Consider the following 25,444-nt stretch of genomic DNA (forward strand, 5'->3'; position numbering starts at 1 on the left):
CTCAGCCCTGGTTTGGACCACGGATCTGGCGGATGGTCTGACGGACTGCCTGCCAGTCCTGGGCTTCTTGCCGGTTTCCGGCAGCTTCGCAGTCGCGCATTTTTTGCGCGGCTTCGGCCTCGGCTTGGTCTCCATGGGCGGCAAAAAGTGCACGTGCGTATTGAGCGGTTTGAATTGCGTCCATTCCTGTGCTCCTCCGTCTGTGTTCGGAATGCCTTATGGTTCGCGCCAAAGTAGAATAGCACAGGTTGGATGGCGCTGCATCACCAGTCGCGGGAAACCGCCGTTCTGAGGCGACGCAGGTGGTTTGGAAAGTCCCGGGCGGCCACGTCGGCCTCGCGTACTAGTGTGTCGAAATGGCGTGAGAATGTCTCGATCCGATCCCGGTCGCGGAAGGCCATATAGTGACTTCCTGCGTAAAATACACAAAGCAGCGGGCCGAAAATCGTTACGGGTGCGGAATAAAGCCGTTTTGCGTCAAACAGATAGATACGCATCCGCGGATAGAGCTGTTCGCACAGCGCCAACAGGTGATCGATCTGTTCCAGCCGAACCTCGGGGCTGAGACCCTGATAATACCCAGTGGCGCTTGCAAAGCTTTCGATTTCGAATAACGGCATGGCGATCTCATAGTCTGACTGGGCGCTACGCATCCATGCCAGACGATCCGCCGACGCGCCGATGGCTTGGTCAGCGGTCCGGCCCAGATGCGGGGCGTATTCCCATTCCAGTATCGAACGCGTCTTGAGCATGTCGGGCAGGGTGGCCGGGACATAGCGGATTTTGTACCCGGCGGCCTCCTGATGCCACTCGAAGATACGTTCATCGACAAGGGCGCGTGGGGCCTCGGTAAAGGTCAGCGAGCTAGCCAGAAGCTCAGCCGCGCTTTCCGGCCTGTCAGATAGGCTCAGCAACCAGTCGGCCGAAACGCCGAGCGCCGCTGCACATCCGCCAACAACATGTGCGTTGGGCAACCGCGCGCCATGATCTGTCAGCAATTGGGAAACGGTCGAGCGGTCAACGCCAATATTGCGCGCAAGGGCACTTTGGCTGACATGGCGCTCTTCCATCGCGCGGGCGAGGCGGAGACGAAATTGCGCGGCACGGTCGCGCTTGTCGATATTTTCCTGCATGCCGTGATTTTTATCACATTTGATTAGTTTTGTTAATCATATTCAGAATTTTCAATGCCGGGGTCCGGATGTAACGCTTTGAGTAAGAAAAAAACGGGGTTCGGAATGGAAACGCGGCGAAGATCAGTCGTGAAAGCAATCGTTTGGAATGCGATGGGGTTGGCGATCATGACAATGGTGGGCCTGTTGGCAACAGGCTCGGCCGCTGTAGGAGGGGCGCTGGCGCTGGTGAACACGGCCATCGGCCTGACGATGTACGTGATTTACGAAAGAATTTGGGCGAACATTTCGTGGGGCCGAAATGGCTGACCCCACGACACCCAAATCGCCCGAATGGGGCACGTTTTTCCTGATAGTCTTGTGTTATGCTGCGTGGCTTGCCGGTCTGTTCTGGCTGGCAAACACATCCTTGTGGTTGGCTATCCCTGCTCTGGGTGTTGTTGCGGCTTTGCATTCGTCACTGACGCATGAGGCCCTGCACGGGCACCCATTTCGTGCCAAATGGCTGAACGAGGCGTTGATGGCACTGCCGTTGACATTGGCAATTCCGTATAACCGCTTTCGGGACCTGCATCTGGCGCATCATCAGGATGCCACCCTGACGGACCCTTATGACGACCCGGAATCGAATTATCTGGATCCGCATATCTGGTCGGGATTGCCGCGGCTGGCGCAGATGATCCTGAGCCTGAACAACACGCTGTTGGGGCGGATGGTACTGGGGCCCGTCCTTGGTCAGGGTCTGTTTATGTTTGACGAATGGCGTGGGTTGATACGCGGGGACAGGGCGATCCTGCTGGCATGGGCTGTGCACCTTCCCGGCGCGGCGGTGGTTCTGTGGGTAGCTGCGCAATCGGCCATGCCGGTTTGGGCCTATCTGGTCGCGGCCTATATGGGGCTGTCGCTTTTGAAGATCCGCACGTTTCTGGAGCATCGTGCACATGAAAAATCCCGCGCCCGCACGGTGATTGTCGAAGATCACGGGCCTCTGGCGTTTTTGTTTTTAAACAATAACCTACACGTCGTTCATCACATGAATCCGGCGGCTCCGTGGTATCGCTTGCCTGCATTGTACCGCGACGGAAAGGACAGGTACTTGGCTTGCAACGAAGCCTATGTTTACCGGTCCTATGCACAGATATTCCGGCAGTATTTCGTTCGCGCAAAAGACCCTGTGCCACATCCCCTCTGGCCAAAGCCTTGAATTGACGACACAACGGGTGGCATGAGTCTCTGGATCCCCGTCACCATCGCCGCCGCCAGTTTTCAGACTGTGCGTTTCATGCTGCAAAAATCTCTGGCAAGCGTGAAACTATCTGCTGCAGGTGCAACTTTTGCGCGGTTTGCCTATTCCATGCCGTTGGCGGTTATCGGGCTATATGTTGCGTTGCAGATAACCGGGGCGAGCATGCCTCGGCTTGGCAGTTTGTTCTGGCTTTACGCGGTCATCGGAGGGACAGCGCAAATCCTTGCAACGATTTGCGTGGTGGCGTTGTTCAAACAACGCAATTTTGCCGTTGGAATTACCTTCAAGAAAACCGAGGTGATCCAGACCGCGATTGTTGGTTTTTTGGTCTTGGGGGACAGTGTGTCGCGGGGCGCATTGTTCGCGATCCTGTTGGGGTTGATGGCTGTTCTTTTGTTGTCAAAAACACCCGGAGGGGACGGACCCTGGTGGCGCCATCTGACCAATCGGGCTTCGCAATTGGGGCTTGGATCAGGTGTTTTGTTTGCGTTTTCCGCCGTCAGCTATCGTGGGGCTTCACTGCAACTGGGCGATATCGATGCGTGGTTCCGAGCGCTGGTAACACTGGCCGCAGTGGTGACATTCCAGTTCGCCAGCATGGGGATATGGCTGCTGTGGCGGGACCGGGCCGAACTGCGCGCAGTCTGGCAAACGCGAAAGACCGGGGTATTTGTCGGCCTGACCAGCCTCGGTGGCTCGTTTTGCTGGTTCTGGGCCTTCACCTTGCAGAATGCGGCTTATGTAAAAGCGCTGGGGCAGGTTGAGCTGATCTTTAGCCTCATGGCTTCGATCCTATTCTTCCGAGAAACGATCACCCGGCGCGAGATCGCCGGGATGATGTTGCTTGGGTTCTCGATTTTAGCGCTTGTGCTGGCAATCTAGCTGGCGCGACGTTCGTCAAAGCTAAGCGCGATGAAGCTGGGCAGGTGATCTCCCATGCCCACGACGACCTGGCCGGTGCCTTCCTTGCGCCCACGACTGTGCCCCTTCGGCTCGCGATATTTTTTACCTTCTTTCATGCTTTCGGGGGCCTTGGCCTTTTTCTCGGGCTTCGGCTGTTCGGGCTTGGGCTCTTCCTGAACCGGGTTGTCTATGCGCGGGATGTCTTTCTGGATCAGCTTTTCGATCGCAACCAGTGCTTTTTCGTCGCGTCCCGAGCAGATTGTGATGGCCTTGCCTTCGCGCCCGGCGCGACCGGTGCGGCCAATGCGGTGCACATAATCCTCGGGGTGGCTGGGGACGTCGAAGTTGAACACATGGCTGACAGCCGGAACATCCAGACCGCGTGCCGCCACGTCTGAGGCGACCAGCAGGCGCAAGGACCCGTCACGGAATCCATCCAATGTTTTCATCCGCTGCGACTGGTCCAGATCGCCATGGATGGCGGCGGCGTCGTAACCGTATTTCTTCAGCGACTTGGCGCAGATATCCACATCTGTCTTGCGGTTGCAGAAGATGATCGCGTTGGTGCATTTGTCACCTTCGGCATCGATCAGCGCGCGCAGAAGGCCGCGCTTGTTGCTGGCCTCGCGGTCACGGCGCCCACCTTTGAACATGACGACGCTCTGTTCAATGGTTTCGGATGCGGTGGCCTGCCGGGCCACTTCGATCCGGGCAGGGGCCGACAGGAACGTATCGGTGATCCGCTCGATCTCGGATGCCATTGTCGCCGAGAAGAACAGGGTCTGCCGGGTGAATGGTGTCAGTGAGAAGATGCGCTCGATATCGGGGATGAACCCCATATCCAGCATCCGGTCCGCCTCATCCACCACCATGATCTGAACACCGGTCAGCAACAGTTTGCCGCGCTCGAAATGATCCAGCAGACGGCCCGGCGTGGCGATCAGAACGTCGACGCCACGGTCAATCAGGGCTTCTTGCTCTTTGAAGCTGACACCACCGATCAACAGCGCTTTGGTCAGTTTCAGGTGTTTGGTATAGGTGTCGAAATTCTCGGCCACCTGAGCGGCCAGTTCCCGCGTCGGGCACAAAACCAACGAACGTGGCATACGGGCACGCGCCCGGCCACGGGCCAGCAGCGTGATCATCGGCAGCGTAAAGCTGGCGGTTTTTCCCGTGCCTGTCTGGGCTATGCCCAAAACATCGCGACCTTCCAATGCGGGCGGAATCGCACCTGCCTGGATCGGAGTTGGGGTTTCGTATCCGGCTTCCTCAATGGCTTTGAGGACCTTCGGGTTCAGGTTCAGTTCGTTAAACTTTGTCATGTAAGTCCGGTTGAATGCGGACACTTGACCTGGCCCGCGCGTATAAGATGTGCCGGGCCCGGATGGCCATGCGCGTGATGCGACATTTCGGCTTGGACGCGGACATAACAAAAACGTTGGTCGGGGTCAAATGAAGACCGCTACATCAGGGTTTCATCGAGACAGGTTCGAGTTTTGCGCAACAATTCAGCAACTTCCGGGAAAGTGTTTCGCCAATTTCCCGTCCAGATTCAACACGCGGTGGCGGATCAGCCCTTTCTGCTCCAGCCGGGCGCGGACTTCTGGGTCAGCGCCGCTCATCTCGTTGAAGAACGCGCGCAGCCCGTCCTCGCCGTGTTCGCTTTCAATCCAGCTGAGCAATTCATTCTTGTTCAGCCCCCCCATCTCGCGCGGGGCATTCGGGGCCATGCCAGCCTGATACGAGCCGCGATCCAAGCGGAACGGATAATGTGCAATCCAGTGATCCCAGTCCGGCGCGTGGCGGTGGCATAGATCGACCTGCGCAAGTTCGTATTTACACGGCAGCAATTTCCCGTTCTGAAACAGGTTGTGGATACGAAAACTCAGACGTTTCAATCCCGTGCGCGCAAACAACTTGCCCTGTACATGGCTGAGGAACCCGCCAAGGACGAAAGCCCCATAGTTGGGATAAAGCATCTCAATCAGCTGTGTTCGGGCCGGGCTTTGTGGAACATGCGCCTTGTACAGGTCTTCGCCGCCTGCCAGCGCCTCGATTGGGCGGACCCGGGCGGCGTGAACCTTGTCCCCGATATCGCGCAACACATCCGAGATTGGGGTCGGCGACCACAGAAACTCGTCAACATCGATATGGGCCAGCCAATCCAGGTGCGTTTCACGATAGGCATAGGTGGCGTTGACCGATTGGCGAACCTGGTGCTTGTCCGGTCGTGTGCGTTTTAGCTTTTGCCAATAGGCATCATCGCAAACCTGTACGCAAACACTGGGATGTGCCTTCAGCGCCTCGAACGTGCGCGGGTTTGGCTCATCCAGATAGATATAGATGGTCTCGGCGCCCAGATCGATGTGATGGGCCACGAACCGAAGGACATCTTCGGTCGGGCCCCTGACCATCGACACGACACCCCATGTGGTCATGTGCGCTGCGCGCGTGCTTCGCGCATGAGTTTCAGGCGGCGAAAGACACCGCCGGGATCTCTGTTGAGCTCGGTCATCAAGTGATCGACCAGCGGCGCGATGGTGGTGTCGCTTAGGGCCTTGGTCCAGACCGGAGCAATCAGATTGACGTCCAACCCACCGCTTCCAAGGGAAAACCCTTTCATCTGATAGGGCAGTGGCACGCGATTCAATTTTTGATACTGAAACGGTGTTTCCGGGATCAGCCCGGAAAAGCGCCTCTCGAACTCATAAAGCTTCATCATGCCGAACAACATGCGCAACGCATGACCAACCTCGCGCTGGGTTGCAGTTTGGCCGTGGTCCGCAAAGGTCTGAACCGACGAGACCAGCCATCGCAGGTCAAGCGTGGACAAAAGGTGGTCAGACTGTTCGTCCCAAAGGCGGCAAAACAGAAGCGGGGCGTGGCGCGGGAAGGACCGCTTTCGCAGGTTCGAGATCAACTGGGCATTCAGGAAGGCAAGTTCCGAATTTCCGACAAATTCCCGCGCAATCTGAGCACGCTTGCGATCCCAGCTTGTATTAGGCTTCGGCGGGGGCACAGTCGCGCTTTCGGGCAATGTGCGACCGGCCAGTTCAATAAGGTCAATGTCAAGGTCAGGCAACGAGGTGGTGCCGAACTGAAACGGGCTGCGCCGGTTTTCATACCTGTCCAGCATGTCGGGCAGACCGCCGGGGAAAGTCAGTTCATCCTTGCTCATGCGCGCAGAATTGCACAGGCAGACTCGGCTGTGCAATCAGTGAGTTGGATCACACCATCATCTCTTTGGTGGCGGTCAGGTTCAGGGCGGGATAGTCCCGAACCACCCGGTCGATGTCCCATTGCAGCCGGGTCAGATAGACAATGTCGCCGTCATGGTCGTGCGCGATGTGCTGCTTGTTTGCATTCACAAACTTTTCGACCTCGGCCTTGTCACCGCTGACCCAGCGGGCCGAGGTGAACTGAGACGCCTCGAAACGCACGGGCAGGCCGTATTCCATCTCGATCCGGCTGGCGAGCACTTCGAATTGCAACGCGCCGACGACACCCACGATAAAGCCTGACCCGATCGAAGGTTTGAACACCTTGGCCGCGCCTTCCTCGGCGAACTGCATCAGGGCTTTCTCCAGATGCTTGGCCTTCATCGGATCACCCGCACGGACGCCTTGCAGCAGTTCCGGCGCGAAAGAGGGGATGCCGGTGACGCGCAGCGCCTCACCCTCGGTCAGCGTGTCACCAATGCGCAACTGGCCGTGGTTGGGAATGCCGATGATGTCACCGGCCCAGGCCTCTTCTGCCAGTTCCCGGTCAGATGCCAGAAACAGCACTGGGTTTGAAATCGCCATCGGTTTCTTTGACCGCACATGGGTCAGTTTCATGCCGCGTTTGAAATGGCCTGATGCCATGCGGACAAAGGCCACCCTGTCGCGGTGCTTGGGGTCCATATTGGCCTGCACCTTGAAAACAAAGCCCGCGACCTTCTTTTCATCCGGCGATATCTGGCGGGGTTCGGCGGACTGAACCTGCGGCTGTGGGCCATAAGCGCCGATGCCTTCCATCAGTTCCTTGACGCCGAACGAGTTGATGGCCGAGCCGAACCAGATCGGTGTCATATGCCCTTCAAGCACCGCCTGCGGGTTCAGCGCGGGCAGCAACTCGCGCGCCATCTCAACCTCTTCCAGCAGCTTTTCCAGCAGGTGCGCAGGAATATGTTCCGACAGTTTCGGGTCATCAAGCCCGTTAATCTCGATGCTTTCTGCCACCTTGTTGCGGTCGGCGCGGTCCATCAGCTCCAGCCGGTCGCGCAGCATGTCGTAGCAGCCGATGAAATCACGACCTACGCCAATTGGCCATGCGGCGGGGGTGACGTCGATGGCCAGCATCTCTTGAATTTCGTCGATGATCTCGAACGTATCGCGGCTTTCGCGGTCCATCTTGTTACAGAAGGTCAGAATCGGCAGATCACGCAGGCGGCAGACCTCGAACAGCTTTTGCGTCTGGCTTTCGACACCCTTCGCGCCGTCGATCACCATCACGGCCGCATCCACGGCCGTCAGCGTGCGGTAGGTATCTTCCGAGAAATCGCTGTGGCCGGGCGTGTCAACAAGGTTGAACCGGAAATTGCCATAGTCGAACGACATGGCCGATGCGGAAACCGAGATTCCGCGATCCTTCTCCATCTGCATGAAGTCCGAGCGTGTCCGCCGGGCCTCGCCCTTGGCGCGCACCTGACCAGCCATCTGAATGGCGCCCCCGTAAAGCAGGAACTTTTCAGTCAGCGTCGTCTTGCCCGCATCCGGGTGCGAGATGATGGCGAATGTCCGGCGACGGGCAATCTCGGGCGGCAGGGCAGGTTGGTTCGAGGTATCAAGCATGACCGCGCGTATAGGCGGGGAATCCTGCCGAAGCAAGACAAAGGGGGTGGTTCGAATCACAGGCTTGTGGTTATAAGAACATATAGTGAACAAATTGTGGAGAAGACCAATGGATTTGAAAGAGATTGCCAATGAATTGGTGGCTGGCTGCCGTGAGGACCGCGCCAAGGAAAATCTTGAGAAATTGTATGCGTCGGACGCAGTTTCTGTTGAAGCGGTCGATTACTCAGGTATGGGGCGCGAAATACAGGGGCGTGACGCGATCCGTGGCAAACATGAATGGTGGGAAGGAGCCCACGAGGTTTCTGGCGCTTCGGTCAGCGACCCGTTTGTGCACGGCGAGGACCGCTTTGCGGTGATTTTCGAAGTGCAGGGTAAGGTAAAGGAAACCGGCGAAGCCTTTGATATGCGTGAAGTGGGTGTCTATCACGTCGCAGATGGCAAGATCGTACGCGAAGAGTTCTTCTACTGATCCCAAGCCGTTTCTGGTCTTCCCTGTCTGGCCGATGCTAGACATGCGGCAATGACTGACAGGGAGGATCCGATGGACCTTGGACTAAAAGGAAAGCGCGCGCTGGTCTGTGCCAGCAGCAAAGGGCTGGGTTTGGGCTGTGCCGAGGCTTTGGCTGAGGCTGGCGTAAATCTTGTGATGAATGCGCGTGGTTCGGACGCTTTGGAGAGCGAGGCAGCACGCCTCAGGTCAGAGCAAGGTGTCGAGGTACAAACAGTCGCGTGTGACGTGACGACTGCGGAAGGGCAGGCGCAGGTGATCGAAGCAGCGCAGGGCGTTGATATTCTTGTGACAAATGCCGGCGGCCCGCCGCCGGGTTTATGGTCGGATTGGGGGCGTGATGATTTCATCAAGGCGCTGGATGCCAATATGTTGACCCCCATTGCGTTCATGAAGGCGCTGCTTCCCGGAATGATGGACAAAGGTTGGGGCCGGGTTGTGAACGTCACCTCGCAATCTGTGCGCGCGCCAATTGCGGTGCTGGGGCTTTCGAATGCAGCCCGCACGGGTTTGACCGGATATGTCGCGGGAACTTCACGCCAGGTTGCACCGCATGGCGTGACCATCAACAACCTGCTGCCCGGCATTCACGCGACGGATCGTGCAGATGCGCTGGACAGCGGTGTGGCTTCACAGCAAGGCATCTCGATCGAAGACGCACGCGCAAACCGTTCGGCAACCATTCCCGCGCGACGCTATGGAACGCGGCAGGAATTCGGGGCAGCCTGCGCGTTCCTGTGCTCTCAACATGCGGGGTTCATCGTTGGTCAGAACATTCTGCTGGATGGCGGCGCAACCAATTTGACGATGTGACCATGGCGCAAGGGTTTTCGTTGAAAGATCAGATGTTCAACGCTGAGAAAGTAAATTATCTCAGTGGTTTGTTTTCCGAGTCTCATGCAGAATTTGATGCCCCGGCATTCCGATCTGCGGTCATGTCGCGATTGCTGGATCTAGAGCTGAAGGATCGGATCATCTGGATCGCCACTTGTCTGCAACAGGCGGTGCCCGGTGACTTGCCTGCTGTTGCCCCGACGATCCTGCGCGCCTTGCCTGCGCCTTTGGACCCGACGAAAACGGATGACGATTTTGGCGATTTCATCTTTGCGCCGGTCGGTGAGTGGGTAGCGGCCATAGGCCTTGAGCATGTTGATCTGGCTTTGGACGTGATGGAGGAACTGACACAGAGGTTTTCCATGGAATGGGCGATCCGACCGTTCCTGAACCATGACCCGGACCGGGTGTTGCGGCGGATGCAGGATTGGTGCTCTCATGACAGTTACCACGTGCGCAGGTTGGTCAGCGAGGGGACGCGCCCCCGATTGCCATGGGGGCAGGCGGTCGCATTGGGTTTGCAGGACCCGCTGCCGTTGCTGGACAATTTGCACATGGATTCGACGCGGTATGTCACCCGGTCCGTATCCAATCACCTGAATGACATCACCAAGAAAGACCCGGATCTGGTATTGGATCGCCTGACGGCGTGGCGCAGCCAGGGTCATCAGAATCAGGACGAGCTGGACTGGATGACGTCACACACCCTGCGCGGGCTTGTGAAAGCGGGGCATCCTGAAGCGATGAAGATGTTAGGCTATGACCCGGAAGCGGAAATCGAGGTCGCAGTCAACCTGACCTCCGAAGCTCGGATTGGGGACGCTCTGGCCTTTTCGGTCACTTTGAACGGGTTTGGAGATCTGCCAGTTCTGGTTGACTATGTCATTCATTTTCAAAGACCTGGCGGGAAAATCTCAGCCAAGGTGCACAAGTTGAAGCAGGCGGCTTTGAAGAACGGGAAACTGACGTTGGAAAAACGCCACAAGTTGAAGGGCGACGCCACAACATTCAAGTTGGTTCCCGGCGCACACCGGCTTGAGGTTCAGGTGAATGGCAAAATTCGCGCGGGCGTGGACTTCGACCTGCTTGGGTAATACCGCGCAGGACCACTCACGCTTTCGTCAAAAGCGCCTTCGCCGGATTGCGAACACCCGGCGGCTGCTTTAGCTCGGACATGACCATTTGCGAGGGAAAAGCGCGATGAAACATGAATCGGTGCAGAACTATTATGGTGAAGTCCTGCAAAGCAGTGCTGACTTGCAGACCAATGCATGCTGCACGCCTGACGACATGCCCGGTCATGTCAAAAAGATCCTTTCAAAGATTCATGACGACGTACTGACACGCTACTATGGTTGCGGTCTGATTGCCCCACTTGATCTGGAAGGCATGTCGATCCTTGATCTGGGGTGTGGGGCCGGGCGGGATGTATATGCCTTGTCCGCCATGGTCGGCGAGACGGGCCGGGTGGTGGGGGTCGACATGACGTCCGAACAATTGGACGTCGCCCGCGCGCATCAGGAGTATCACGCCCAAGCATTTGGATATGCCCGCAGCAATGTGGAGTTCCATCACGGCTATATCGAAAAACTGGATGAGCTTGATCTGGAACCCGGATCGTTCGATATCATCGTCTCGAACTGCGTGATCAACCTGGCCACGGATAAGAATGCGGTTCTGCGCGGCGCGCATCGGTTGTTGAAAAAGGGCGGAGAGATGTATTTCTCGGATGTCTATGCAGACCGCCGTATTCCGCAGACGATGGCCGAAGACGAAGTACTTTATGGCGAGTGCCTGTCCGGCGCGCTTTATTGGAATGATTTCCTGTCAATGGCTCGAACGGCCGGTTTCGGCGACCCGCGCCGTGTGACGCACCGTCCGCTGACGATCGAAAATCCGGTATTGGAAGAGCGTGTTGCGCCGTTGAAGTTCCTGTCCGCGACATACCGACTGTTCAAACTGCCCGCATTGGAACCGGCTTGTGAAGATTATGGGCAAGCCGTGATCTACAAGGGAACCGTGCCGAACGCACCGCATGAATTTGTTCTGGATGACCATCACGTTATCGAATCCGGCAAGGTGTTTCCGGTCTGCGGCAACACCTGGATGATGCTGAAAGACACGCGATTTGACCGTCACTTTGACTTTTTCGGCGATTTTTCGACCCATTATGGCATTTTCGAAGGCTGTGGTGGCGAAAGCCCGTTTGAGGCCACGGGTGCATCTGTCGCTTCTGGCGGGTGTTGCTGATCCCTTGCACCTGAGGGGCGGGGTTGCTATCCCCGCTCAAGCCCGATGGATTTGATCGGGAAAGGCAACGGGGTCCATCGGTGACAGGTAACGCAATTCCACCGCGTCTGGAAATTCGCAACATTATCCGTCGGTTTGAGGGGCGGGTTGTTGTGGATGATGTTTCGCTGACCGTTCAGGCAGGCAAGGTGACTTGTCTGCTGGGGCCGTCGGGCTGCGGGAAATCCACCACGTTGCGCATGATCGCCGGTGTCGAGATGCAGGACTCGGGTGAGATTTATGTTGATGGCAAGCTGATCTGCGACACCGTGTTCCGGGTGCCTCCGGAACGGCGCGAGATCGGACTGATGTTTCAGGACTTTGCACTGTTCCCACATCTGAGCGTGGCCAAAAACGTAGCCTTCGGCCTTAAGGGCAACAAGGACGAAAAACGCGCCCGGGTCGAGGAGTTGTTGCAGAAGGTCGACCTGATGCGGTTCATCGATGGTTTTCCGCATCAACTATCAGGTGGCGAGCAACAACGCGTGGCGTTGGCGCGTGCCCTGGCGCCGCGCCCCCGCATCATGCTGATGGACGAGCCGTTTTCGGGTCTCGACAACCGTTTGCGTGATGGTATCCGTGACGAAACGCTGGCCATTCTCAAGGAAGAAGATGCCGCCGTACTGCTGGTCACGCACGAGCCTGAAGAAGCGATGCGCATGGCCGACGAGATCGCCCTGATGCGGCGTGGCAAGATCGTGCAACAGGGCGCTCCCTATAACGTCTATACGCGTCCCGCAGACAAGGCAGCGGTGGCGTTTTTCAGTGATGTCAACGTTTTGCGGGCGCAAGTGAATGGCGCATTGGCGGACACGCCCTTTGGTCAGTTCCTGGCGCCGGGCATTCCGAATGGTACGGATGTCGAGATCGTTTTTCGCCCTCAGCACATCAAGCTGGACTTTGACCGCAACGGCAAGGGGCCATTGCCGACACCAACAGATGGTGTGGCAGCCCGTGGTGTCGTTGAACGTGCGCGATTTCTGGGCAATGAAAGCCTGGTGGAGTTCCGCATGGACTATGATGGTTCGATCCTGAGGGCGACGGTTCCAAACGTGTTTGTCCCCAACCAGGGCCGGGTGATGTGGCTGACCATCCGCCGCGACAGATGTTTCGTTTTTCCCGAGACCAGGCGCTGATCCTTCGTTTTCCGCCCAAGTGGTGCGCGAAATCCTCAGATTGCGGGGCCACGTCGCTTGCCGCAACGCAGGCCCGGGTCTATCAAGAGCCAAACGCGGGGGTAAATCGGGCACATGCGAATTCTTCTGACCAATGACGACGGGATCAATGCGCCGGGCTTGATCACGCTTGAGGCGATTGCAGCTGAGCTGGCCGGACCGGATGGAGAGGTCTGGGTGGTCGCGCCCGCGTTTGAACAGTCCGGGGTCGGGCATTGCATCAGCTATACCCACCCGATGATGGTCGCCAAGCTGGGAGAGCGGCGCTTCGCAGCCGAAGGATCGCCTGCCGATTGTGTATTGGCAGGGCTTCACGATGTCATGTTGGATACCCCTCCCGATCTGGTTCTGTCCGGCGTGAACAGGGGTAATAACTCGGCCGAAAACACGTTGTATTCCGGTACGATCGGCGGCGCGATGGAAGCGGCATTGCAGGGCGTCCCAGCGATTGCCCTGTCGCAATACTTTGGCCCTCGCAACCTGGGCCTTGACGACCCGTTTGAGGCAGCCGCCCGGTATGGTGCAGATCTGGTGCGCCGGATTCTGGACGCAACTCCGGCAGAACAGGGTGATTACCGGCTGTTCTACAATGTGAATTTCCCACCGGTTCCGGCAGACGATGTTCTGGGCACGCGGATTGCGGCGCAGGGGTTTCGGCGCGATACGCGTTTTTCGGTCGAACCGCACAGCTCGCCTTCAGGGCGGCGGTTCCTGTGGATCAAGGGCGGCTATCAGCACAATCCGACCGCACCCGGAACGGATGCGGCTGTTAATCTGGAAGGCTATATCTCGGTCACGCCGATGCGCGCTGACCTGACTGCACATGACATGCTGGAGGCATTGAAGGCGGTCGAATGAGCGGACTGGACCCTGAAACCGTAATGCAATTCCTGTTTGCCCTGCGCAAACGGGGGGTCACGGATGCGCGCGTGCTGGCTGCGATGGAGCAGGTGGACCGCGGTCGCTTTGTCACGGGCCTGTTTGCAGGGCGTGCTTACGAGGACATGCCGCTGCCGATTTCCTGCGGTCAGACGATCAGTCAACCCTCGGTCGTTGGCCTGATGACGCAGGCCCTGAACGTGAGGCCTCGGGACACGGTGCTCGAGATTGGGACAGGTTCAGGTTATCAGGCAGCGATCCTGTCTAAACTGGCCCGCCGGGTCTACACAGTGGAACGCCACAGGCGGTTGGTGAGCGAAACAAGCAAGCTGTTTGCCGACCTAGGCCTGACGAATATCACGTCGATGTTGTCGGATGGGTCATTTGGCCTGCCGGAACAAGCCCCTTTTGACCGGATCATTGTCACAGCCGCAGCCGAGGATCCTCCGGGCCCGCTCTTGGCGCAGCTGAAAATCGGGGGTATTATGGTTCTACCCGTAGGCCAGTCGGACGCGGTGCAGCAGCTGATCAAAGTGACGCGCACCGAAGATGGTCTGGACTATGACGAATTAACGTCTGTCCGTTTCGTGCCCCTTCTGGAGGGGCTTGGAAAGGACGAGGCGTAATAGGCTTAAAGAATTGGTCGCCGGAACTCCGGGCAACAGGGGCAGGCGTTGAGGACAGAATTATGAGAGCAGTATCCAAATCAGCAATGCACCGCTGTGCGACCGGGGTGGCCGCTCTGGCCATTCTGGCCGGGTGCGAGGGGCCTCTGGATTATGACCTTCGCGGGCAGATCGGTGGATTTTCGACCACCAATGCAGCGCAATCCGCGACGGCATCCCGCCCGACACCGGACAACCGGGGCGTCATTACCTATCCGAATTACCAGGTGGTCGTGGCCCGCCGCGGCGATACGGTGCGGGACGTGGCCGCGCGGGTTGGCCTGCCCGAGGGCGAGCTTTCGCGCTTCAACGGCCTGCAGACAACGGACACGCTGAGAGAGGGTGAGGTTCTTGCATTGCCACGCACTGTTGGTGCTGGCAGCGGCGTGGACATCGCGTCGGTTGCCGGGTCTGCAATTGACCAGGTGCCGGCGTCGGGTTCGGTTCAGACCACAACACTGGAACCCGCGAAACCGGCAACAACGCCTGCGCCGATTTCAACAGGACCGGAGCCGGTCAGGCATAAGGTCAAGCGGGGTGAGACGGCCTATACGATTTCGCGCCTCTACCAGGTGCCGGTTGAATCGCTGGCGGAGTGGAACGGGCTGGGATCAGATTTTACCGTGCGTGAAGGTCAGTACTTGTTGATTCCGGTCAAGAACCAGTCAGCGCCCCGGCAAAATGCGGCTAGTGCCGCGCCCGTTCCCGCCACGGAAGTGACGGAACCGGGGCAGGGTTCTCCGACGCCGACGCCACCCAGCGCTACGCAGCCCTTGCCGGACGAAAAAGTTGCGCCTTTGGCCGAGGCCCCCGACGTGACCGCCGAAGCGCCAACCAATACGCGCACTTCCGCGCTGTCCCTGCCGGTTGGCGGCACTATCATTCGCGGCTATGACAAGGGCAAGAATGAGGGCATCGACATCGCTGCCGCGCCGGGTACGTCGGTCACAGCAGCCGAGGCTGGTACTGTCGCGGCGATCACAGCGGACGCGGATCAGGTGCCGATCATTGTGGTCAAGCACAACAACGATCTTCTGACTGTCTATGCAAATGTCGACAAGATCACCGTCAAGAAAGGCGATAAGGTACGCCGTGGTCAGAAGCTGGCTCAACTGCGGGGCGGCGACAATGCCTATGTGCATTTCGAAGTCCGCAAAGGATTCGAGTCCGTAGACCCGGAACCTTATCTGAAGTGAGACTAGATGGCCCGTACCGGGCCATGCCTTCGGCGAGAGTATTTCTGAAAAGATGAAGCCTGTCAGACGTACGGGTCATAGTCGCTCAGGCGCTTTCCAGGTTCGTCGGCGAAGATCTCCGGAAGGGGTGAAACAGCTTCGATCAGGTCGATTCGAAAAACACGAAATCCGTTGCGCAGCTCACACCAGGCGGTAAGGGTCCAGACCCTCCCCCAGTATTCCATATGGAGCGGGCGGATGGTGCGTTCAGTCAAAACGCCGTCGATGCGGCGATAAGACAGGTGAAGTTTCTGACGTGATTTGATGGCTGCGCGGATCGGTGCCATATGGGCAAGGCCCCTTGCGGCATCGGCAAACGGGTAGACCGCGAATTTCCAGCTGTCCGCCTCGGCCACGACCTGCGTTGGCAAAACAGCGTCGATCTTGTCGGCAAGCGATTGTGCGGCAGCCTTCAGGTCAGTATCCGCGGCCTCAGCCACGATGGCCATGCCAAGATTCAGCGCCTCAAGCTCGGCTGTGGTCAGGTTCAACGGGGGCAGGGTGATCTGCTCGCGCACCATGTAGCCGACACCGCGCTCTCCCTCGACTGGAACGCCCGAAGCAACAAGCGTATCCATGTCGCGATAGATGGTGCGGACCGACACCTCAAGCCGGTCCGCAATGTCTTGCGCGCGGTGCAGTTTGCCATCGCGCAGGATCTGGATGATATCGAACAGGCGGTCAGTGCGGCGCATGACACGCCGTTCTGACTGCGTTTAGGCAGTCATGTTCCATAGGACTTTCTCGTGACGCATCTGGATACTATCGGGATTGATGACCGCCATCATGCCTGCCGCACATTCCTGTTGCGGAAACTGCGCAGCGGCGTCCTCTGCCGCTTTCAAATCGGTCCAGACAACATAATCGGTCCAGCGACCATCTTCGCCCTGGCTAAGCTGCCGATGGGCGAAGCCCGGCGCGCTGCGCACAAAGGCCTCAGAGGCCTGACTGAGTTTCACGAACTCTTCCGGTGTGGTGCCATTGGCCAGGGTGAAGGTGACGATTTCAGCAACGTGGGTCATTTAAATCTCCATTGACCTTGTTTCGATGCCAAATCCCTAACGGATAGCAACTGACATAAACCTGTCAGTTGAAAATTGCGACCCTTTAGATTCCTCGCGTTTTCCAAAATTTTTACCCGCAACCCGTAGCAGATGCCTTTTGAGACCAGCGATCGAGGCGTAAAGACTGAGTCAGTTGATGTTCCCGGCGCGCAAACGTGCCGACGAAATAGGAGAGAAGACATGCTCAACAATATCGGCCTTCCTGGCCTGCTGCTGATCGCCGTTGTGGTTCTGGTTCTGTTCGGGCGCGGCAAGATCAGTTCGCTCATGGGCGAAGTTGGCAAAGGCATTACCGCGTTCAAGAAGGGTGTCAAGGACGGTTCGGAAGAGCTGGAAAAGGACGCTTCTGAGCTGGCCAAGGACGTCACACCTGAAACCGAGAAAGACAAGGCGTAAGCGCGGATGTTTGATCTGGGCTGGACCGAGCTTCTGGTCATCGGCATCGTTGCCCTGATCGTTGTGGGGCCAAAGGACCTGCCGGTGCTGTTCCGCAATGTCGGACGTTTTGTCGGCAAGGCACGCGGAATGGCGCGCGAGTTCAGCAGCGCCATGAACGAGGCCGCCGATCAGGCCGGGGTGAATGAGATCAAGAAAGGTCTCAACGCTGCCGTGAACCCTGTGGGATCGGCCATGGACGGTGTCAAGCAAGCCGCGCAGGAGATGGCGAAAAGCATCGATCCTACAAAGTTCGACCCTGAAAGCGAAACGGGTAAACTGGCGGCCGAGCGGGCCGAGCAGGCCAAAAAGGTACAGGCATCAGCCGCCCGTGCCACCGCCGAGCGCAAGGCCAAGGAAGCAGCCGATGCACTGGCCAAGGCAGAAGAGGCCGAAGCCGCGCTGAACACTGAAAGCAAGACATGAGCAAAACCGACGAGATTGACGATTCTTCGGCCCCGTTGATCGAACATCTGGCCGAACTGCGCACACGGCTGATCCATAGCGTTGTGGCGTTTCTGGTCGGTATGATCATCTGTTTTTCAGTGGCGACGCCGATCTTCAATTTCCTGACCAATCCCCTGTGTGACGTTCTGGCTGAGCGCGGGCAGGATTGTGGCCTGATCTTCATCTCGCCACAGGAAGGGTTCTTTGTTGCGATCAAGGTTTCCTTATTGGGTGGGTTCATTCTGGCATTTCCCTATATCGGGATGCAGATGTGGCGCTTTGTAGCACCGGGCCTCTACAAGTCCGAGAAAAACGCGTTCCTGCCTTTCATGCTGGCTTCGCCCTTTATGTTTCTCCTGGGCGCAAGCTTTGCCTTCTACGTCGTCACGCCTCTGGCCTATGACTTTTTTCTCGGGTTCCAGCAATTCGGGGCTGAGGGTGAAGCCGTGGCCGATGGGGTCAATGCGGCACCGCTGAGTGTGGTGTTCCAGGGCTCAGCCCAGGAGTATCTGAACCTGACGATCAAGTTCATCGTGGCCTTTGGGTTATGTTTCCAACTGCCGGTTCTCCTGACTCTCATGGGGAAGGCAGGACTGGTCAGTGCCGAGGGGCTGGGCGCTGTTCGTAAATATGCGGTGGTCGGCATTCTGGTTCTGGCCGCAGTCGTCACACCACCGGATGTCATCACACAAATCATTCTGTTTGTGGTGGTCTACGGTCTGTACGAGATTTCGATCTTCCTGGTCGCGCGAGTAGAAAAAAAACGCGAGGACCAGTTGCGCGCTGACGGTTATTACGATGATGAAGCGGAAGCGGATGATGACCTGATGCAGGAATTCGAAGACGACAAGTAAACCTGCCGACGAAAATAAACGGGCGCGCATCCGTGGGCGCGCCTTTTTCTTTTGAAACTCTTGTTGTGCCAATTGGAACGTGCTTTGAACCCCTCAAGACAAAACCGGAGGCCCATATGGACGACCAAGCCCTGAACCGTATCGCCGAGGCGTTGGAACGCATGGCACCGGCTCCTTTGGCGGCGCCTGATTTTGCCGTTGCTCCGGCATTTGTGTGGCATGTCGAACCGGATCGACTGGAACCTGTTACACATGTCAACCGGGTCGATCTGGATCTCCTGGTCGGCATCAATCGCTCTCGCGACACGTTGATGGACAATACGCGCCGGTTTGCAGCAGGGTACAAGGCAAATAACGCGCTGCTCTGGGGGGCGCGGGGGATGGGAAAGTCCAGCCTTGTAAAGGCCGTGCATGGCTCTCTGAGCGCTGATTATGCCGACCTTAAACTGGTCGAATTGCAGCGCGAGGATATGGGAACGGTGGCGCGGTTGCTGAACCATCTGCGCGCAGCGCCCTACAGGTTCATACTGTTTTGCGATGACCTGTCGTTCAGCCACGATGACCAGCACTACAAATCTCTCAAGGCTGTTCTGGATGGTGGTATTGAAGGCAGGCCAGAGAATGTGGTCTTCTATGCCACTTCAAACCGTCGCCATCTGATGCCGCGGGATATGATCGAAAACGAACGCTCCAGCGCCATCAATCCTTCCGAGGCGGTCGAAGAAAAAGTCTCGCTGTCGGATCGCTTCGGCCTGTGGCTTGGGTTCCATCCCTGTGATCAGGACGAGTATCTTGCGATGATCGACCGCTATTGCGCCGCCTATGGCGTTTCTGTTGATGCAGAGATCTTGCGCGCCGAGGCAATTGAGTGGCAAGCCACGCGCGGGTCGCGCTCTGGCCGTGTCGCCTGGCAATTCTTCGTCGATCTGGCTGGGCGCAACGGCGTGCATATCGCCTGATCCAGGCTTCACCTGGCTGCAAATATCCCCGCCAGAGGCATGGCCCGTCAGGGCCATTTCCTAAAGCAGTGCCAGAATCCGCGCAGCTTCATCCTTGGTGCTGTTCAACACGCTCCGGTCTTCCCCGGGATGAAAACGCGCACGGACGGCCGTGGGCATCGGCGCGGGTTCGACAACCGAAACCCGAGGACCGGTGCGTTCGGTTTCGACGGCCCAACTGCGGGCCAGAGCCATCTGCGCGGCCTTGGTGGCACCGTAGATGCCATAAAACTTCTCGCCAGCTTTCGGATCGTCAAAAAACACCGCATGGCCACTCTCGCCCAGAAGGGGTGAGACATAGGGGATCAGAACCGAGGTCGCGTTTGCATTTGTGTTGATCGCCTTGGCCCATTCCTTGGGGTCAACAAAATGCACTGGCGTCAGTGCTGATGTGTGGATGGCTGTGTGCATCCACAGGTCAACCTTGCCCCAACGGTCATGGATGCCACGACACAGGGTCGCCATGGCGTTTGGATCGGTGATGTCCATGGGGGCCAGAGTGGCTGACCCGCCCTTCGCCTTGATACGATCGTCCAGCTCTTCCAGCCCGCCGGTGGTCCGGGCGACGGCGACGATATGGTATTCAGGTGCCAGCGCTTCGGCCAGCGCAGCGCCCAACCCGCGAGAGGCCCCGGTGATAAGGGCGATTTTTGTCTGATCGGTCATGGCTGCGGTTTGAACCCCTGCGCGAGGGGCGTCAAGTCGCGATTAGCTTCCGGGAATGGCGATCCGCTTGGTCTGGCCGCTTTGTCGCAGCATGATGCCCTGTTCGTCGATTGCTATCACCGTACCCGAGGCGACACGGCTTCCGGGTTCAACCTCTTTCACGCGGCCCGATGACAGGCGTACCAAGGCGTGCAGTTCGGTTTTGGGCCCGAACACCCCCAGAACAGAAACAGAGTTCTTGTTTAACGCGCCCTGCTGTGTGGCCGCGCTTTTGACATTGGTGTTTGACATGGTCCGTGGCCCGGCATGAGTTCCGAACCCCTTATTTCGAGTGAGTGGTTGCCGCCCGATACCAAAACGATCAGGTAAGCAAAAGACCTTCACATACTCCACGATTCACGACGTAGCGACCTTTTTGTTAGTCCCTGTGATCGTGCAAGAATCGCCGCCGGGTTGTGGCAGATTTCCACTCATCGGTGGAACAGTATAGATGCGAGCCACCCTGAACAGGGTTGTCCTTTCTGCATGCCGAACGGTTTGATTCGCGGTCTGAACAGAAGCTGGACGTGCACTCGGTGGGCGGAGTCATTCAGCCTGAGGCGAGTTTAGCCGCATTCCACGACCCGCCCGGAACCTGCATATCCGCGCGTTTCTGGCTGACACGGCTGCTGTTTTCCAGACTGTCCAGGTAATCCGCGCTAACGCTGCCTGTAATGTAATTGCCATCAAAGCAGGAACAATCAAATCCCTGGATGTCCGGGTTGCCTTCCTGGGCCGCCCAGATCAGGTCCTCCAGATGCTGATAGAACAGTGCATCAGCGCCCAGCTCTTCACGGATCTCTTCGATCTCTTTGCCATTTGCGATCAGCTCGGCCTTGGTCGGCATGTCGATGCCATAGACATTGGGGTATTTGACCGGCGGCGAGGCGCTGGCCACATAAACCTTCTTGGCCCCGGCGTCGCGGCACATCTGAACGATCTTTTTGATGGTGTTGCCGCGCACGATGGAATCGTCGATCAACAGAACGCTGTGGCCTTCGAATTCCAGCGGAACGGCGTTCAGCTTGCGGCGGACGGATTTCTGTCGCTCGGCCTGACCCGGCATGATGAAGGTACGCCCGACATAGCGGTTCTTCACCAACCCCTCGCGATAGGGGATGCCGGTGATTTTCGCCGCTTCCAGTGCCACGGGGCGGGCGCTGTCGGGTACGGGAATGATCCGGTCGATTTCCAGGCCCGAGTCCTGAATTTGTTTCGCCAGCGTCTGTCCCATGCGCATCTGGGTTTTATAAACCGAGACACCGTCCAGCAGTGAATCCGGACGTGCCAGATACACATACTCGAAGATACAGGGCGTCAGCTTGCCTTCGACCGCCTGAAACTCGTGCATGTTGCCTTTCAGGTCGATCAGGATGGCCTCGCCCGGGCGCAGATCGCGCAGCTTTTCAAAACTGTTGATGCCAAAGGCTACGTCTTCCGAAGCAAAGGCATAATCGTCCCCCTGACCGTCGACATTGCGTTTTGCGACCGAAAGGGGCCGAATGCCAAATGGGTCGCGGAACGCCAACATGCCAACACCTGCCACCAGACAAATGACTGAATAGGCGCCCTGAACCCGCTCCATCGTCATCTTCACACCGGCAAAGATGTTTCGGATCGGGTCCGAATTGCCGTTCACCTTGATGGCGTCAGCCACTTTGTCGGCCAGCACGTTCAGCAGGATTTCCGAATCCGATGTGGTGCGCAGGTGGCGGCTGTATTTCCCGGTCACTTTCTCGCGCTGTTCCGCTGTGTTGGTGATGTTGCCGTTGTGAACAAGATAGATACCGTAGGGTGCGTTCACGAAGAAAGGTTGCGCTTCAGCCGCGCTGAGTGATCCGGCCGTTGGATAGCGAACATGCCCCATGCCGATATGACCCAAAAGGGTTTCAGCATCCTGGGCGTTGAACACGTCCTTGACCAGACCATTGGCTTTCTTTTCCCGGAAGAATTCGCCGTTGTAAGTCACGATCCCCGAGGCATCCTGACCCCGGTGCTGCAACATCAGCAGCCCGTCATAGATCTCAGCAAAGACATCATGTGTCCGGCTTGCGATTCCTAAAATCCCACACATTCAAGGGGCTCCAACTTCTATGACGATTTCATTCGAGGATTGGCCGCAGTTCGGCACCGGACTTTCTGCATCTTCAGCGCGGAACTGTTTGCTACACAGGAACAAGACGCCGTTAGGGCGACCATCACTGCGATCAGCGCGCATTCATACAGAAAGGACAAGATCGGTGGCTCCGATTCCGTGGCGGGTTGGCCCCCACATAATGCCTAATGGCGTGGCTGTCATCAAAGGATCACAATAGCCAAATGCCGCAGGCCAAGTTTGCGTATGTCGACGAAGAAAAACGAAGGTGGTGACATGCGCAAACATATGTGCTGTCATGCATTTGATTGCATACATGAACTGCTAAAACTCAGCACCTCGGGGGGACCTGAATGTGGCAGCATAAACCTCCTCACAAGAACCAGGAACGGATCAGGCAGCGGTGCCATCGGTGCCGAGGATTGGGGCGCGCGTCGTGCCAGATCTGTAACGGAGCGGGTGAGATCGCCAAAAGCAGAGATATCTTTGGAAAACCGATTTTCAGTCGATGTGACGGATGCTTTGGCTTGAAAACAATCCGCTGCACCGTGTGCGGTGGCGAGGGGTTTGTCTGATCTGCAACAAAAAAGCCCGGCAGGGCCGGGCTTTCATGAATTGGTGATCTGCCTCTATCAGCCGTTGGAAGGCGCAGTTGTTGCCGGTTCAGCGTTTCCTGCCGTGCAACTGGCGACCAGCTGTTCATACTGAGTCGTAACCCACCCCAGAGCTGCCTCGGGGTTTTGTTCCTCAATCTGGCCGCTGAACTGTTCAAACACCTTGGCCGACCGGCTTTCATCAACAATTGTGTAAGACTGGCCGGTCATGACGGTGTCGTAAACGAAGAATGCGATCGCAACCAGAAGAATGCCACGAGCGATGCCGAAGAACAGCCCCAGAGCCTGGTCCAGGCCGCCAAGGGCCGAGCGCTGAACCAGCGATGAAAACAGCGGTGTGAAGATACTGACCACGATCAGCGCCACCGCAAAGACTGCCGCAAACCCGGTGATCACAGACAGTTCGCAGCTGTCACGCAGGAAATCTCCGACGACCGGGATTTCCTTGACCAGAGGTACCGCCTGCGGGGCGAAGATGAACGCCAGAACGGCCGCCGCAACCCAACCCGCGATGGCCAGAACTTCGCGCATAAAACCGCGCGAATAGGCCAGCAAGCCTGACAGCACGATGATCAGGGCAACCACCCCGTCGATTATTGTAAAACCTTCCATGGCCCTCGCCTGTTCTTTTCTGCCCCTCAAGGCGCGACTTTAACCTGCTCCGAAGGTTTCGCCAACAAACCCCACCAAATCTGAGGGTCGGGTGAGTGTCAGACCTGCCACAGTACCGGTTTTGCCACCTGCCGGAGCTATTGCCGCTGTGAAACCAAGTTTTTGTGCTTCTTTCAACCTGTTTTCTGTCTGCGGAGCTGGTCTAAGTGCCCCGGATAGCGAGATTTCCCCGAAAACGACGGTGTCTGAGGGCAGGGCTGTGTCCTCGCGTGCGCTGAGCAGTGCAGCAGCAACGGCCAGATCGGCGGCGGGTTCACTGACTTTCAACCCACCGGCCACGTTCAGATAGACGTCGAGACCCGCAAAAGGAATGCCGCAACGCGCTTCAAGAACGGCAAGGATCATCGCCAGCCGCCCGCTGTCCCATCCCACCACTGTCCGGCGTGGTTGTGAATGGGGGGACGGGGCGACAAGGGCCTGCAATTCGACCAGAACCGGCCGTGTGCCCTCAATCCCGGCAAAGACCGCAGAGCCAGGGCTGGGCGTACCACGTTCCGACAGGAACAAGGCCGAGGGGTTGGTGACTTGTGCCAGCCCTTTGCCCGTCATCTCGAACACGCCAATTTCGTCGGCGGGACCAAAGCGGTTCTTGACCGCCCGCAAAATACGAAACTGATGGCCGCGCTCGCCCTCGAAATACAGAACCGTATCGACCATGTGTTCGACAACACGGGGGCCCGCAATCTGGCCATCCTTGGTCACGTGTCCGACCATGATGATCGACACGCCGTGCCGTTTCGCAAAGGCGGTCAGTTCATGAGCAGCCGCCCGGACTTGCGACACGGACCCCGGCGCGCTGTCGACATTGTCGGCCCACATGGTCTGGATCGAGTCGATGATCGCCAGACCGGGTTTTTCGGCTTCAAGCGTGGTGAGAATGTCGCGTAGGTTGGTTTCGGCTGCAAGTTGCACCGGCGCGTTCTCCAGCCCAAGGCGGCGCGCCCGCATGCGAACCTGAGCACTGGCTTCTTCGCCCGAGATATAGATCGTCTTGACGCCGGCACGGGCAAATCGGGCAGCAGCTTGCAGCAACAGGGTGGATTTACCGATGCCGGGGTCGCCGCCCACCAACAGGGCAGATGCAGGAACAAGCCCGCCACCAAGCACTCGGTCCAGCTCTTCCACTCCGCAGAGCGTGCGGGGCGGCGGGGTTTCCTCGGTCGACAGGTCGGTGAGCGTCATCGACCGCCCGCGTTTCGAGCCCAGCGATTTCTTGGCTGGGCCTGCCGACAGCGGTACGTCCTGTATGATCGAGTTCCACTCGCCGCACCCGTCGCAGCGACCCGACCAGCGGGAATGGGATGCGCCGCAGGCGGAGCAGGAGAAGGTTGGTTTTGCCATGACGCCTTGGTGCCCGAGGACGGGCGGTTCTTCAAGCCCTTGCAGGGCTTTCCTCGTCGTCAGCGCCCTATGTCTGGGCGATGGTTTTGCATTGGCGTTCGGTGAGAATGCCCAAAGCGATGGAGGCAAGGATGCAGGCGGTGAAAAGGTAAAGACCCCATGCGGTCTCAACAGTGGCGTAAGAGATGCCTTTGGCCAGCGTGATGTATAGCGCGATCAGGAATATGTCGGCCATCGCCAGCTTGCCGAGGATGTTGAGCGCAGGCTGCACACGGGCATCCAGCAGGTTCCACTGTATCAGGGCGGTGCCAATGGTTTTGATGTAGGGCGCGAAGAGGGCAAAGATGGTGACGATCAGCGCGAGGAAGATGTCGGATTTCCAAAGCGACTGGAGGCCGGTGATGACGCTGATTTCGGTAAGGCCAAAGATCGGCAGGAACCCCGCGCGCATCAGCGGGGCGAACCACGCAATGGGGTAGAGGATCAGGAGGGAGAGGGTGGCGAGGCGGAGGGGCAA

29 protein-coding genes are annotated in these 25,444 nt (G+C 57.9%); 15 read left to right on the forward strand and 14 right to left on the reverse strand.

Annotated features, from left to right (window positions below):
• Position 1: 1 nt before the first annotated feature.
• The gene (locus ACR0EK_RS01355; RefSeq protein WP_267366128.1) at positions 2-184 is read right to left on the reverse strand and encodes a hypothetical protein; all 183 of its coding nucleotides are present in this window, start codon (positions 182-184) and stop codon (positions 2-4) included.
• Positions 185-263: 79 nt separating this feature from the next.
• Positions 264-1,133 (reverse strand): helix-turn-helix domain-containing protein, encoded by an 870-nt coding sequence (locus tag ACR0EK_RS01360; protein WP_267366129.1) that lies wholly within the window; start codon positions 1,131-1,133, stop codon positions 264-266.
• Between the two features lie 105 nt (positions 1,134-1,238).
• Here ACR0EK_RS01360 and ACR0EK_RS01365 point away from each other — a divergent pair, with 105 nt between their 5' ends.
• Genes ACR0EK_RS01365 through ACR0EK_RS01375 form a run of 3 tightly spaced genes read left to right on the forward strand, consistent with a single transcriptional unit; the run spans position 1,239 to position 3,261 of the window.
• Entirely contained in the window at positions 1,239-1,442 is a 204-nt protein-coding gene (locus ACR0EK_RS01365; RefSeq protein ID WP_267366130.1) for a DUF2061 domain-containing protein, read from the forward strand.
• Positions 1,435-2,337 (forward strand): fatty acid desaturase, encoded by a 903-nt coding sequence (locus ACR0EK_RS01370; RefSeq protein ID WP_480564453.1) that lies wholly within the window; start codon positions 1,435-1,437, stop codon positions 2,335-2,337. Before ACR0EK_RS01365 ends, ACR0EK_RS01370 begins: the two co-directional genes overlap by 8 nt.
• Positions 2,338-2,358: 21 nt before the next feature.
• Positions 2,359-3,261 (forward strand): EamA family transporter, encoded by a 903-nt coding sequence (locus ACR0EK_RS01375; protein ID WP_480504901.1) that lies wholly within the window; start codon positions 2,359-2,361, stop codon positions 3,259-3,261.
• Here ACR0EK_RS01375 and ACR0EK_RS01380 read toward each other — a convergent pair.
• The 4 genes from ACR0EK_RS01380 to ACR0EK_RS01395 all read right to left on the reverse strand — a co-directional run bounded on the left by ACR0EK_RS01380 (position 3,258) and on the right by ACR0EK_RS01395 (position 8,114).
• Positions 3,258-4,604 carry a DEAD/DEAH box helicase gene (locus ACR0EK_RS01380; protein ID WP_480504903.1) on the reverse strand — a complete coding sequence of 449 codons (1,347 nt, stop codon included), beginning with the start codon at positions 4,602-4,604 and terminating at the stop codon, positions 3,258-3,260. The two genes, ACR0EK_RS01375 and ACR0EK_RS01380, sit on opposite strands and share 4 nt — an antisense overlap.
• Before the next feature lie 186 nt (positions 4,605-4,790).
• A complete protein-coding gene (locus ACR0EK_RS01385) occupies positions 4,791-5,720 on the reverse strand; it encodes a glycosyltransferase family 2 protein (protein ID WP_480564456.1) in 930 nt (309 codons plus the stop codon).
• The gene (locus tag ACR0EK_RS01390) at positions 5,717-6,460 is read right to left on the reverse strand and encodes a hypothetical protein (RefSeq protein WP_480564459.1); all 744 of its coding nucleotides are present in this window, start codon (positions 6,458-6,460) and stop codon (positions 5,717-5,719) included. The genes ACR0EK_RS01385 and ACR0EK_RS01390 overlap by 4 nt, the downstream gene beginning before the upstream one ends.
• Positions 6,461-6,509: 49 nt before the next feature.
• Entirely contained in the window at positions 6,510-8,114 is a 1,605-nt protein-coding gene (locus tag ACR0EK_RS01395) for a peptide chain release factor 3 (RefSeq protein WP_267366522.1), read from the reverse strand.
• A 109-nt stretch (positions 8,115-8,223) separates the two neighbouring features.
• On the opposite strand from ACR0EK_RS01395, the gene ACR0EK_RS01400 reads away from it, so the two are divergent.
• From ACR0EK_RS01400 to ACR0EK_RS01435, 8 genes are all read left to right on the forward strand, one after another.
• Positions 8,224-8,586, forward strand: a complete 363-nt coding sequence (locus ACR0EK_RS01400) for a nuclear transport factor 2 family protein (RefSeq protein ID WP_267366520.1) — start codon at positions 8,224-8,226, stop codon at positions 8,584-8,586.
• Positions 8,587-8,658: 72 nt separating this feature from the next.
• Positions 8,659-9,438: an SDR family oxidoreductase gene (locus ACR0EK_RS01405; protein WP_480485424.1), complete on the forward strand. Its 780-nt coding sequence runs from the start codon at positions 8,659-8,661 to the stop codon at positions 9,436-9,438.
• A gap of 2 nt (positions 9,439-9,440) precedes the next feature.
• On the forward strand, positions 9,441-10,553 hold the full coding sequence (locus ACR0EK_RS01410) for a hypothetical protein (RefSeq protein ID WP_480564462.1): 1,113 nt from the start codon (positions 9,441-9,443) through the stop codon (positions 10,551-10,553).
• 106 nt (positions 10,554-10,659) lie between these two features.
• Positions 10,660-11,709 (forward strand): methyltransferase domain-containing protein, encoded by a 1,050-nt coding sequence (locus ACR0EK_RS01415; RefSeq protein ID WP_480564465.1) that lies wholly within the window; start codon positions 10,660-10,662, stop codon positions 11,707-11,709.
• A gap of 107 nt (positions 11,710-11,816) precedes the next feature.
• The gene (locus ACR0EK_RS01420; RefSeq protein WP_480565252.1) at positions 11,817-12,884 is read left to right on the forward strand and encodes an ABC transporter ATP-binding protein; all 1,068 of its coding nucleotides are present in this window, start codon (positions 11,817-11,819) and stop codon (positions 12,882-12,884) included.
• A 114-nt stretch (positions 12,885-12,998) separates the two neighbouring features.
• Positions 12,999-13,781, forward strand: coding sequence for a 5'/3'-nucleotidase SurE (gene surE / locus ACR0EK_RS01425; RefSeq protein WP_267364192.1), 783 nt, complete (start codon positions 12,999-13,001; stop codon positions 13,779-13,781).
• Positions 13,778-14,428 carry a protein-L-isoaspartate(D-aspartate) O-methyltransferase gene (locus tag ACR0EK_RS01430; protein WP_209503723.1) on the forward strand — a complete coding sequence of 217 codons (651 nt, stop codon included), beginning with the start codon at positions 13,778-13,780 and terminating at the stop codon, positions 14,426-14,428. The genes surE and ACR0EK_RS01430 overlap by 4 nt, the downstream gene beginning before the upstream one ends.
• 62 nt (positions 14,429-14,490) lie before the next feature.
• Positions 14,491-15,663: a peptidoglycan DD-metalloendopeptidase family protein gene (locus ACR0EK_RS01435; RefSeq protein WP_480564468.1), complete on the forward strand. Its 1,173-nt coding sequence runs from the start codon at positions 14,491-14,493 to the stop codon at positions 15,661-15,663.
• 62 nt (positions 15,664-15,725) lie between these two features.
• Here the strand turns inward: ACR0EK_RS01435 and ACR0EK_RS01440 are convergent, their stop codons facing one another.
• Complete coding sequence (locus ACR0EK_RS01440; RefSeq protein WP_267364189.1) at positions 15,726-16,397, reverse strand: helix-turn-helix transcriptional regulator; 672 nt, start codon at positions 16,395-16,397, stop codon at positions 15,726-15,728.
• A 21-nt stretch (positions 16,398-16,418) separates the two neighbouring features.
• Positions 16,419-16,724: a hypothetical protein gene (locus ACR0EK_RS01445; RefSeq protein WP_267364188.1), complete on the reverse strand. Its 306-nt coding sequence runs from the start codon at positions 16,722-16,724 to the stop codon at positions 16,419-16,421.
• Positions 16,725-16,946: 222 nt separating this feature from the next.
• On the opposite strand from ACR0EK_RS01445, the gene ACR0EK_RS01450 reads away from it, so the two are divergent.
• From ACR0EK_RS01450 to ACR0EK_RS01465, 4 genes are all read left to right on the forward strand, one after another.
• Entirely contained in the window at positions 16,947-17,162 is a 216-nt protein-coding gene (locus tag ACR0EK_RS01450) for a twin-arginine translocase TatA/TatE family subunit (RefSeq protein ID WP_209503727.1), read from the forward strand.
• A 6-nt stretch (positions 17,163-17,168) separates the two neighbouring features.
• Positions 17,169-17,627: a Sec-independent protein translocase protein TatB gene (gene tatB, locus ACR0EK_RS01455; RefSeq protein ID WP_209503728.1), complete on the forward strand. Its 459-nt coding sequence runs from the start codon at positions 17,169-17,171 to the stop codon at positions 17,625-17,627.
• The gene (tatC, locus tag ACR0EK_RS01460; protein WP_267364186.1) at positions 17,624-18,502 is read left to right on the forward strand and encodes a twin-arginine translocase subunit TatC; all 879 of its coding nucleotides are present in this window, start codon (positions 17,624-17,626) and stop codon (positions 18,500-18,502) included. The genes tatB and tatC overlap by 4 nt, the downstream gene beginning before the upstream one ends.
• A gap of 116 nt (positions 18,503-18,618) precedes the next feature.
• Positions 18,619-19,461 (forward strand): ATP-binding protein, encoded by an 843-nt coding sequence (locus ACR0EK_RS01465; RefSeq protein ID WP_267364184.1) that lies wholly within the window; start codon positions 18,619-18,621, stop codon positions 19,459-19,461.
• A 60-nt stretch (positions 19,462-19,521) separates the two neighbouring features.
• Here ACR0EK_RS01465 and ACR0EK_RS01470 read toward each other — a convergent pair whose 3' ends face one another.
• The 6 genes from ACR0EK_RS01470 to ACR0EK_RS01495 all read right to left on the reverse strand — a co-directional run bounded on the left by ACR0EK_RS01470 (position 19,522) and on the right by ACR0EK_RS01495 (position 25,444).
• Positions 19,522-20,166, reverse strand: a complete 645-nt coding sequence (locus ACR0EK_RS01470) for an SDR family NAD(P)-dependent oxidoreductase (protein ID WP_267364183.1) — start codon at positions 20,164-20,166, stop codon at positions 19,522-19,524.
• 42 nt (positions 20,167-20,208) lie between these two features.
• Positions 20,209-20,457, reverse strand: coding sequence for a hypothetical protein (locus ACR0EK_RS01475; protein WP_209503732.1), 249 nt, complete (start codon positions 20,455-20,457; stop codon positions 20,209-20,211).
• 298 nt (positions 20,458-20,755) lie between these two features.
• On the reverse strand, positions 20,756-22,279 hold the full coding sequence (gene purF / locus ACR0EK_RS01480; RefSeq protein ID WP_267364182.1) for an amidophosphoribosyltransferase: 1,524 nt from the start codon (positions 22,277-22,279) through the stop codon (positions 20,756-20,758).
• Positions 22,280-22,932: 653 nt separating this feature from the next.
• On the reverse strand, positions 22,933-23,526 hold the full coding sequence (locus tag ACR0EK_RS01485; protein WP_267364181.1) for a CvpA family protein: 594 nt from the start codon (positions 23,524-23,526) through the stop codon (positions 22,933-22,935).
• Positions 23,527-23,565: 39 nt separating this feature from the next.
• Positions 23,566-24,927 carry a DNA repair protein RadA gene (gene radA / locus ACR0EK_RS01490; protein ID WP_480564471.1) on the reverse strand — a complete coding sequence of 454 codons (1,362 nt, stop codon included), beginning with the start codon at positions 24,925-24,927 and terminating at the stop codon, positions 23,566-23,568.
• A 67-nt stretch (positions 24,928-24,994) separates the two neighbouring features.
• A complete protein-coding gene (locus tag ACR0EK_RS01495; RefSeq protein WP_480564474.1) occupies positions 24,995-25,444 on the reverse strand; it encodes a paraquat-inducible protein A in 450 nt (149 codons plus the stop codon).

It is taken from the genome of Ruegeria sp. AE4, assembly GCF_056542185.1.

What these genes read in the sequence shown, in the direction of transcription:
- ACR0EK_RS01395 (WP_267366522.1), bottom strand. Translation starts at nt 8,114, where the DNA reads ATGCTTGATACCTCGAACCAACCTGCCCTGCCGCCCGAGATTGCCCGT.
- tatB (WP_209503728.1), top strand. Translation starts at nt 17,169, where the DNA reads ATGTTTGATCTGGGCTGGACCGAGCTTCTGGTCATCGGCATCGTTGCC.
- ACR0EK_RS01470 (WP_267364183.1), bottom strand. Translation starts at nt 20,166, where the DNA reads ATGACCGATCAGACAAAAATCGCCCTTATCACCGGGGCCTCTCGCGGG.
- radA (WP_480564471.1), bottom strand. Translation starts at nt 24,927, where the DNA reads ATGGCAAAACCAACCTTCTCCTGCTCCGCCTGCGGCGCATCCCATTCC.
- purF (WP_267364182.1), bottom strand. Translation starts at nt 22,279, where the DNA reads ATGTGTGGGATTTTAGGAATCGCAAGCCGGACACATGATGTCTTTGCT.
- ACR0EK_RS01430 (WP_209503723.1), top strand. Translation starts at nt 13,778, where the DNA reads ATGAGCGGACTGGACCCTGAAACCGTAATGCAATTCCTGTTTGCCCTG.
- ACR0EK_RS01445 (WP_267364188.1), bottom strand. Translation starts at nt 16,724, where the DNA reads ATGACCCACGTTGCTGAAATCGTCACCTTCACCCTGGCCAATGGCACC.
- ACR0EK_RS01415 (WP_480564465.1), top strand. Translation starts at nt 10,660, where the DNA reads ATGAAACATGAATCGGTGCAGAACTATTATGGTGAAGTCCTGCAAAGC.
- ACR0EK_RS01405 (WP_480485424.1), top strand. Translation starts at nt 8,659, where the DNA reads ATGGACCTTGGACTAAAAGGAAAGCGCGCGCTGGTCTGTGCCAGCAGC.
- ACR0EK_RS01355 (WP_267366128.1), bottom strand. Translation starts at nt 184, where the DNA reads ATGGACGCAATTCAAACCGCTCAATACGCACGTGCACTTTTTGCCGCC.
- ACR0EK_RS01450 (WP_209503727.1), top strand. Translation starts at nt 16,947, where the DNA reads ATGCTCAACAATATCGGCCTTCCTGGCCTGCTGCTGATCGCCGTTGTG.
- ACR0EK_RS01410 (WP_480564462.1), top strand. Translation starts at nt 9,441, where the DNA reads ATGGCGCAAGGGTTTTCGTTGAAAGATCAGATGTTCAACGCTGAGAAA.
- ACR0EK_RS01435 (WP_480564468.1), top strand. Translation starts at nt 14,491, where the DNA reads ATGAGAGCAGTATCCAAATCAGCAATGCACCGCTGTGCGACCGGGGTG.
- ACR0EK_RS01385 (WP_480564456.1), bottom strand. Translation starts at nt 5,720, where the DNA reads ATGACCACATGGGGTGTCGTGTCGATGGTCAGGGGCCCGACCGAAGAT.
- ACR0EK_RS01365 (WP_267366130.1), top strand. Translation starts at nt 1,239, where the DNA reads ATGGAAACGCGGCGAAGATCAGTCGTGAAAGCAATCGTTTGGAATGCG.
- ACR0EK_RS01485 (WP_267364181.1), bottom strand. Translation starts at nt 23,526, where the DNA reads ATGGAAGGTTTTACAATAATCGACGGGGTGGTTGCCCTGATCATCGTG.
- ACR0EK_RS01370 (WP_480564453.1), top strand. Translation starts at nt 1,435, where the DNA reads ATGGCTGACCCCACGACACCCAAATCGCCCGAATGGGGCACGTTTTTC.
- ACR0EK_RS01400 (WP_267366520.1), top strand. Translation starts at nt 8,224, where the DNA reads ATGGATTTGAAAGAGATTGCCAATGAATTGGTGGCTGGCTGCCGTGAG.
- ACR0EK_RS01360 (WP_267366129.1), bottom strand. Translation starts at nt 1,133, where the DNA reads ATGCAGGAAAATATCGACAAGCGCGACCGTGCCGCGCAATTTCGTCTC.
- ACR0EK_RS01375 (WP_480504901.1), top strand. Translation starts at nt 2,359, where the DNA reads ATGAGTCTCTGGATCCCCGTCACCATCGCCGCCGCCAGTTTTCAGACT.
- tatC (WP_267364186.1), top strand. Translation starts at nt 17,624, where the DNA reads ATGAGCAAAACCGACGAGATTGACGATTCTTCGGCCCCGTTGATCGAA.
- surE (WP_267364192.1), top strand. Translation starts at nt 12,999, where the DNA reads ATGCGAATTCTTCTGACCAATGACGACGGGATCAATGCGCCGGGCTTG.
- ACR0EK_RS01440 (WP_267364189.1), bottom strand. Translation starts at nt 16,397, where the DNA reads ATGCGCCGCACTGACCGCCTGTTCGATATCATCCAGATCCTGCGCGAT.
- ACR0EK_RS01390 (WP_480564459.1), bottom strand. Translation starts at nt 6,460, where the DNA reads ATGAGCAAGGATGAACTGACTTTCCCCGGCGGTCTGCCCGACATGCTG.
- ACR0EK_RS01475 (WP_209503732.1), bottom strand. Translation starts at nt 20,457, where the DNA reads ATGTCAAACACCAATGTCAAAAGCGCGGCCACACAGCAGGGCGCGTTA.
- ACR0EK_RS01380 (WP_480504903.1), bottom strand. Translation starts at nt 4,604, where the DNA reads ATGACAAAGTTTAACGAACTGAACCTGAACCCGAAGGTCCTCAAAGCC.
- ACR0EK_RS01465 (WP_267364184.1), top strand. Translation starts at nt 18,619, where the DNA reads ATGGACGACCAAGCCCTGAACCGTATCGCCGAGGCGTTGGAACGCATG.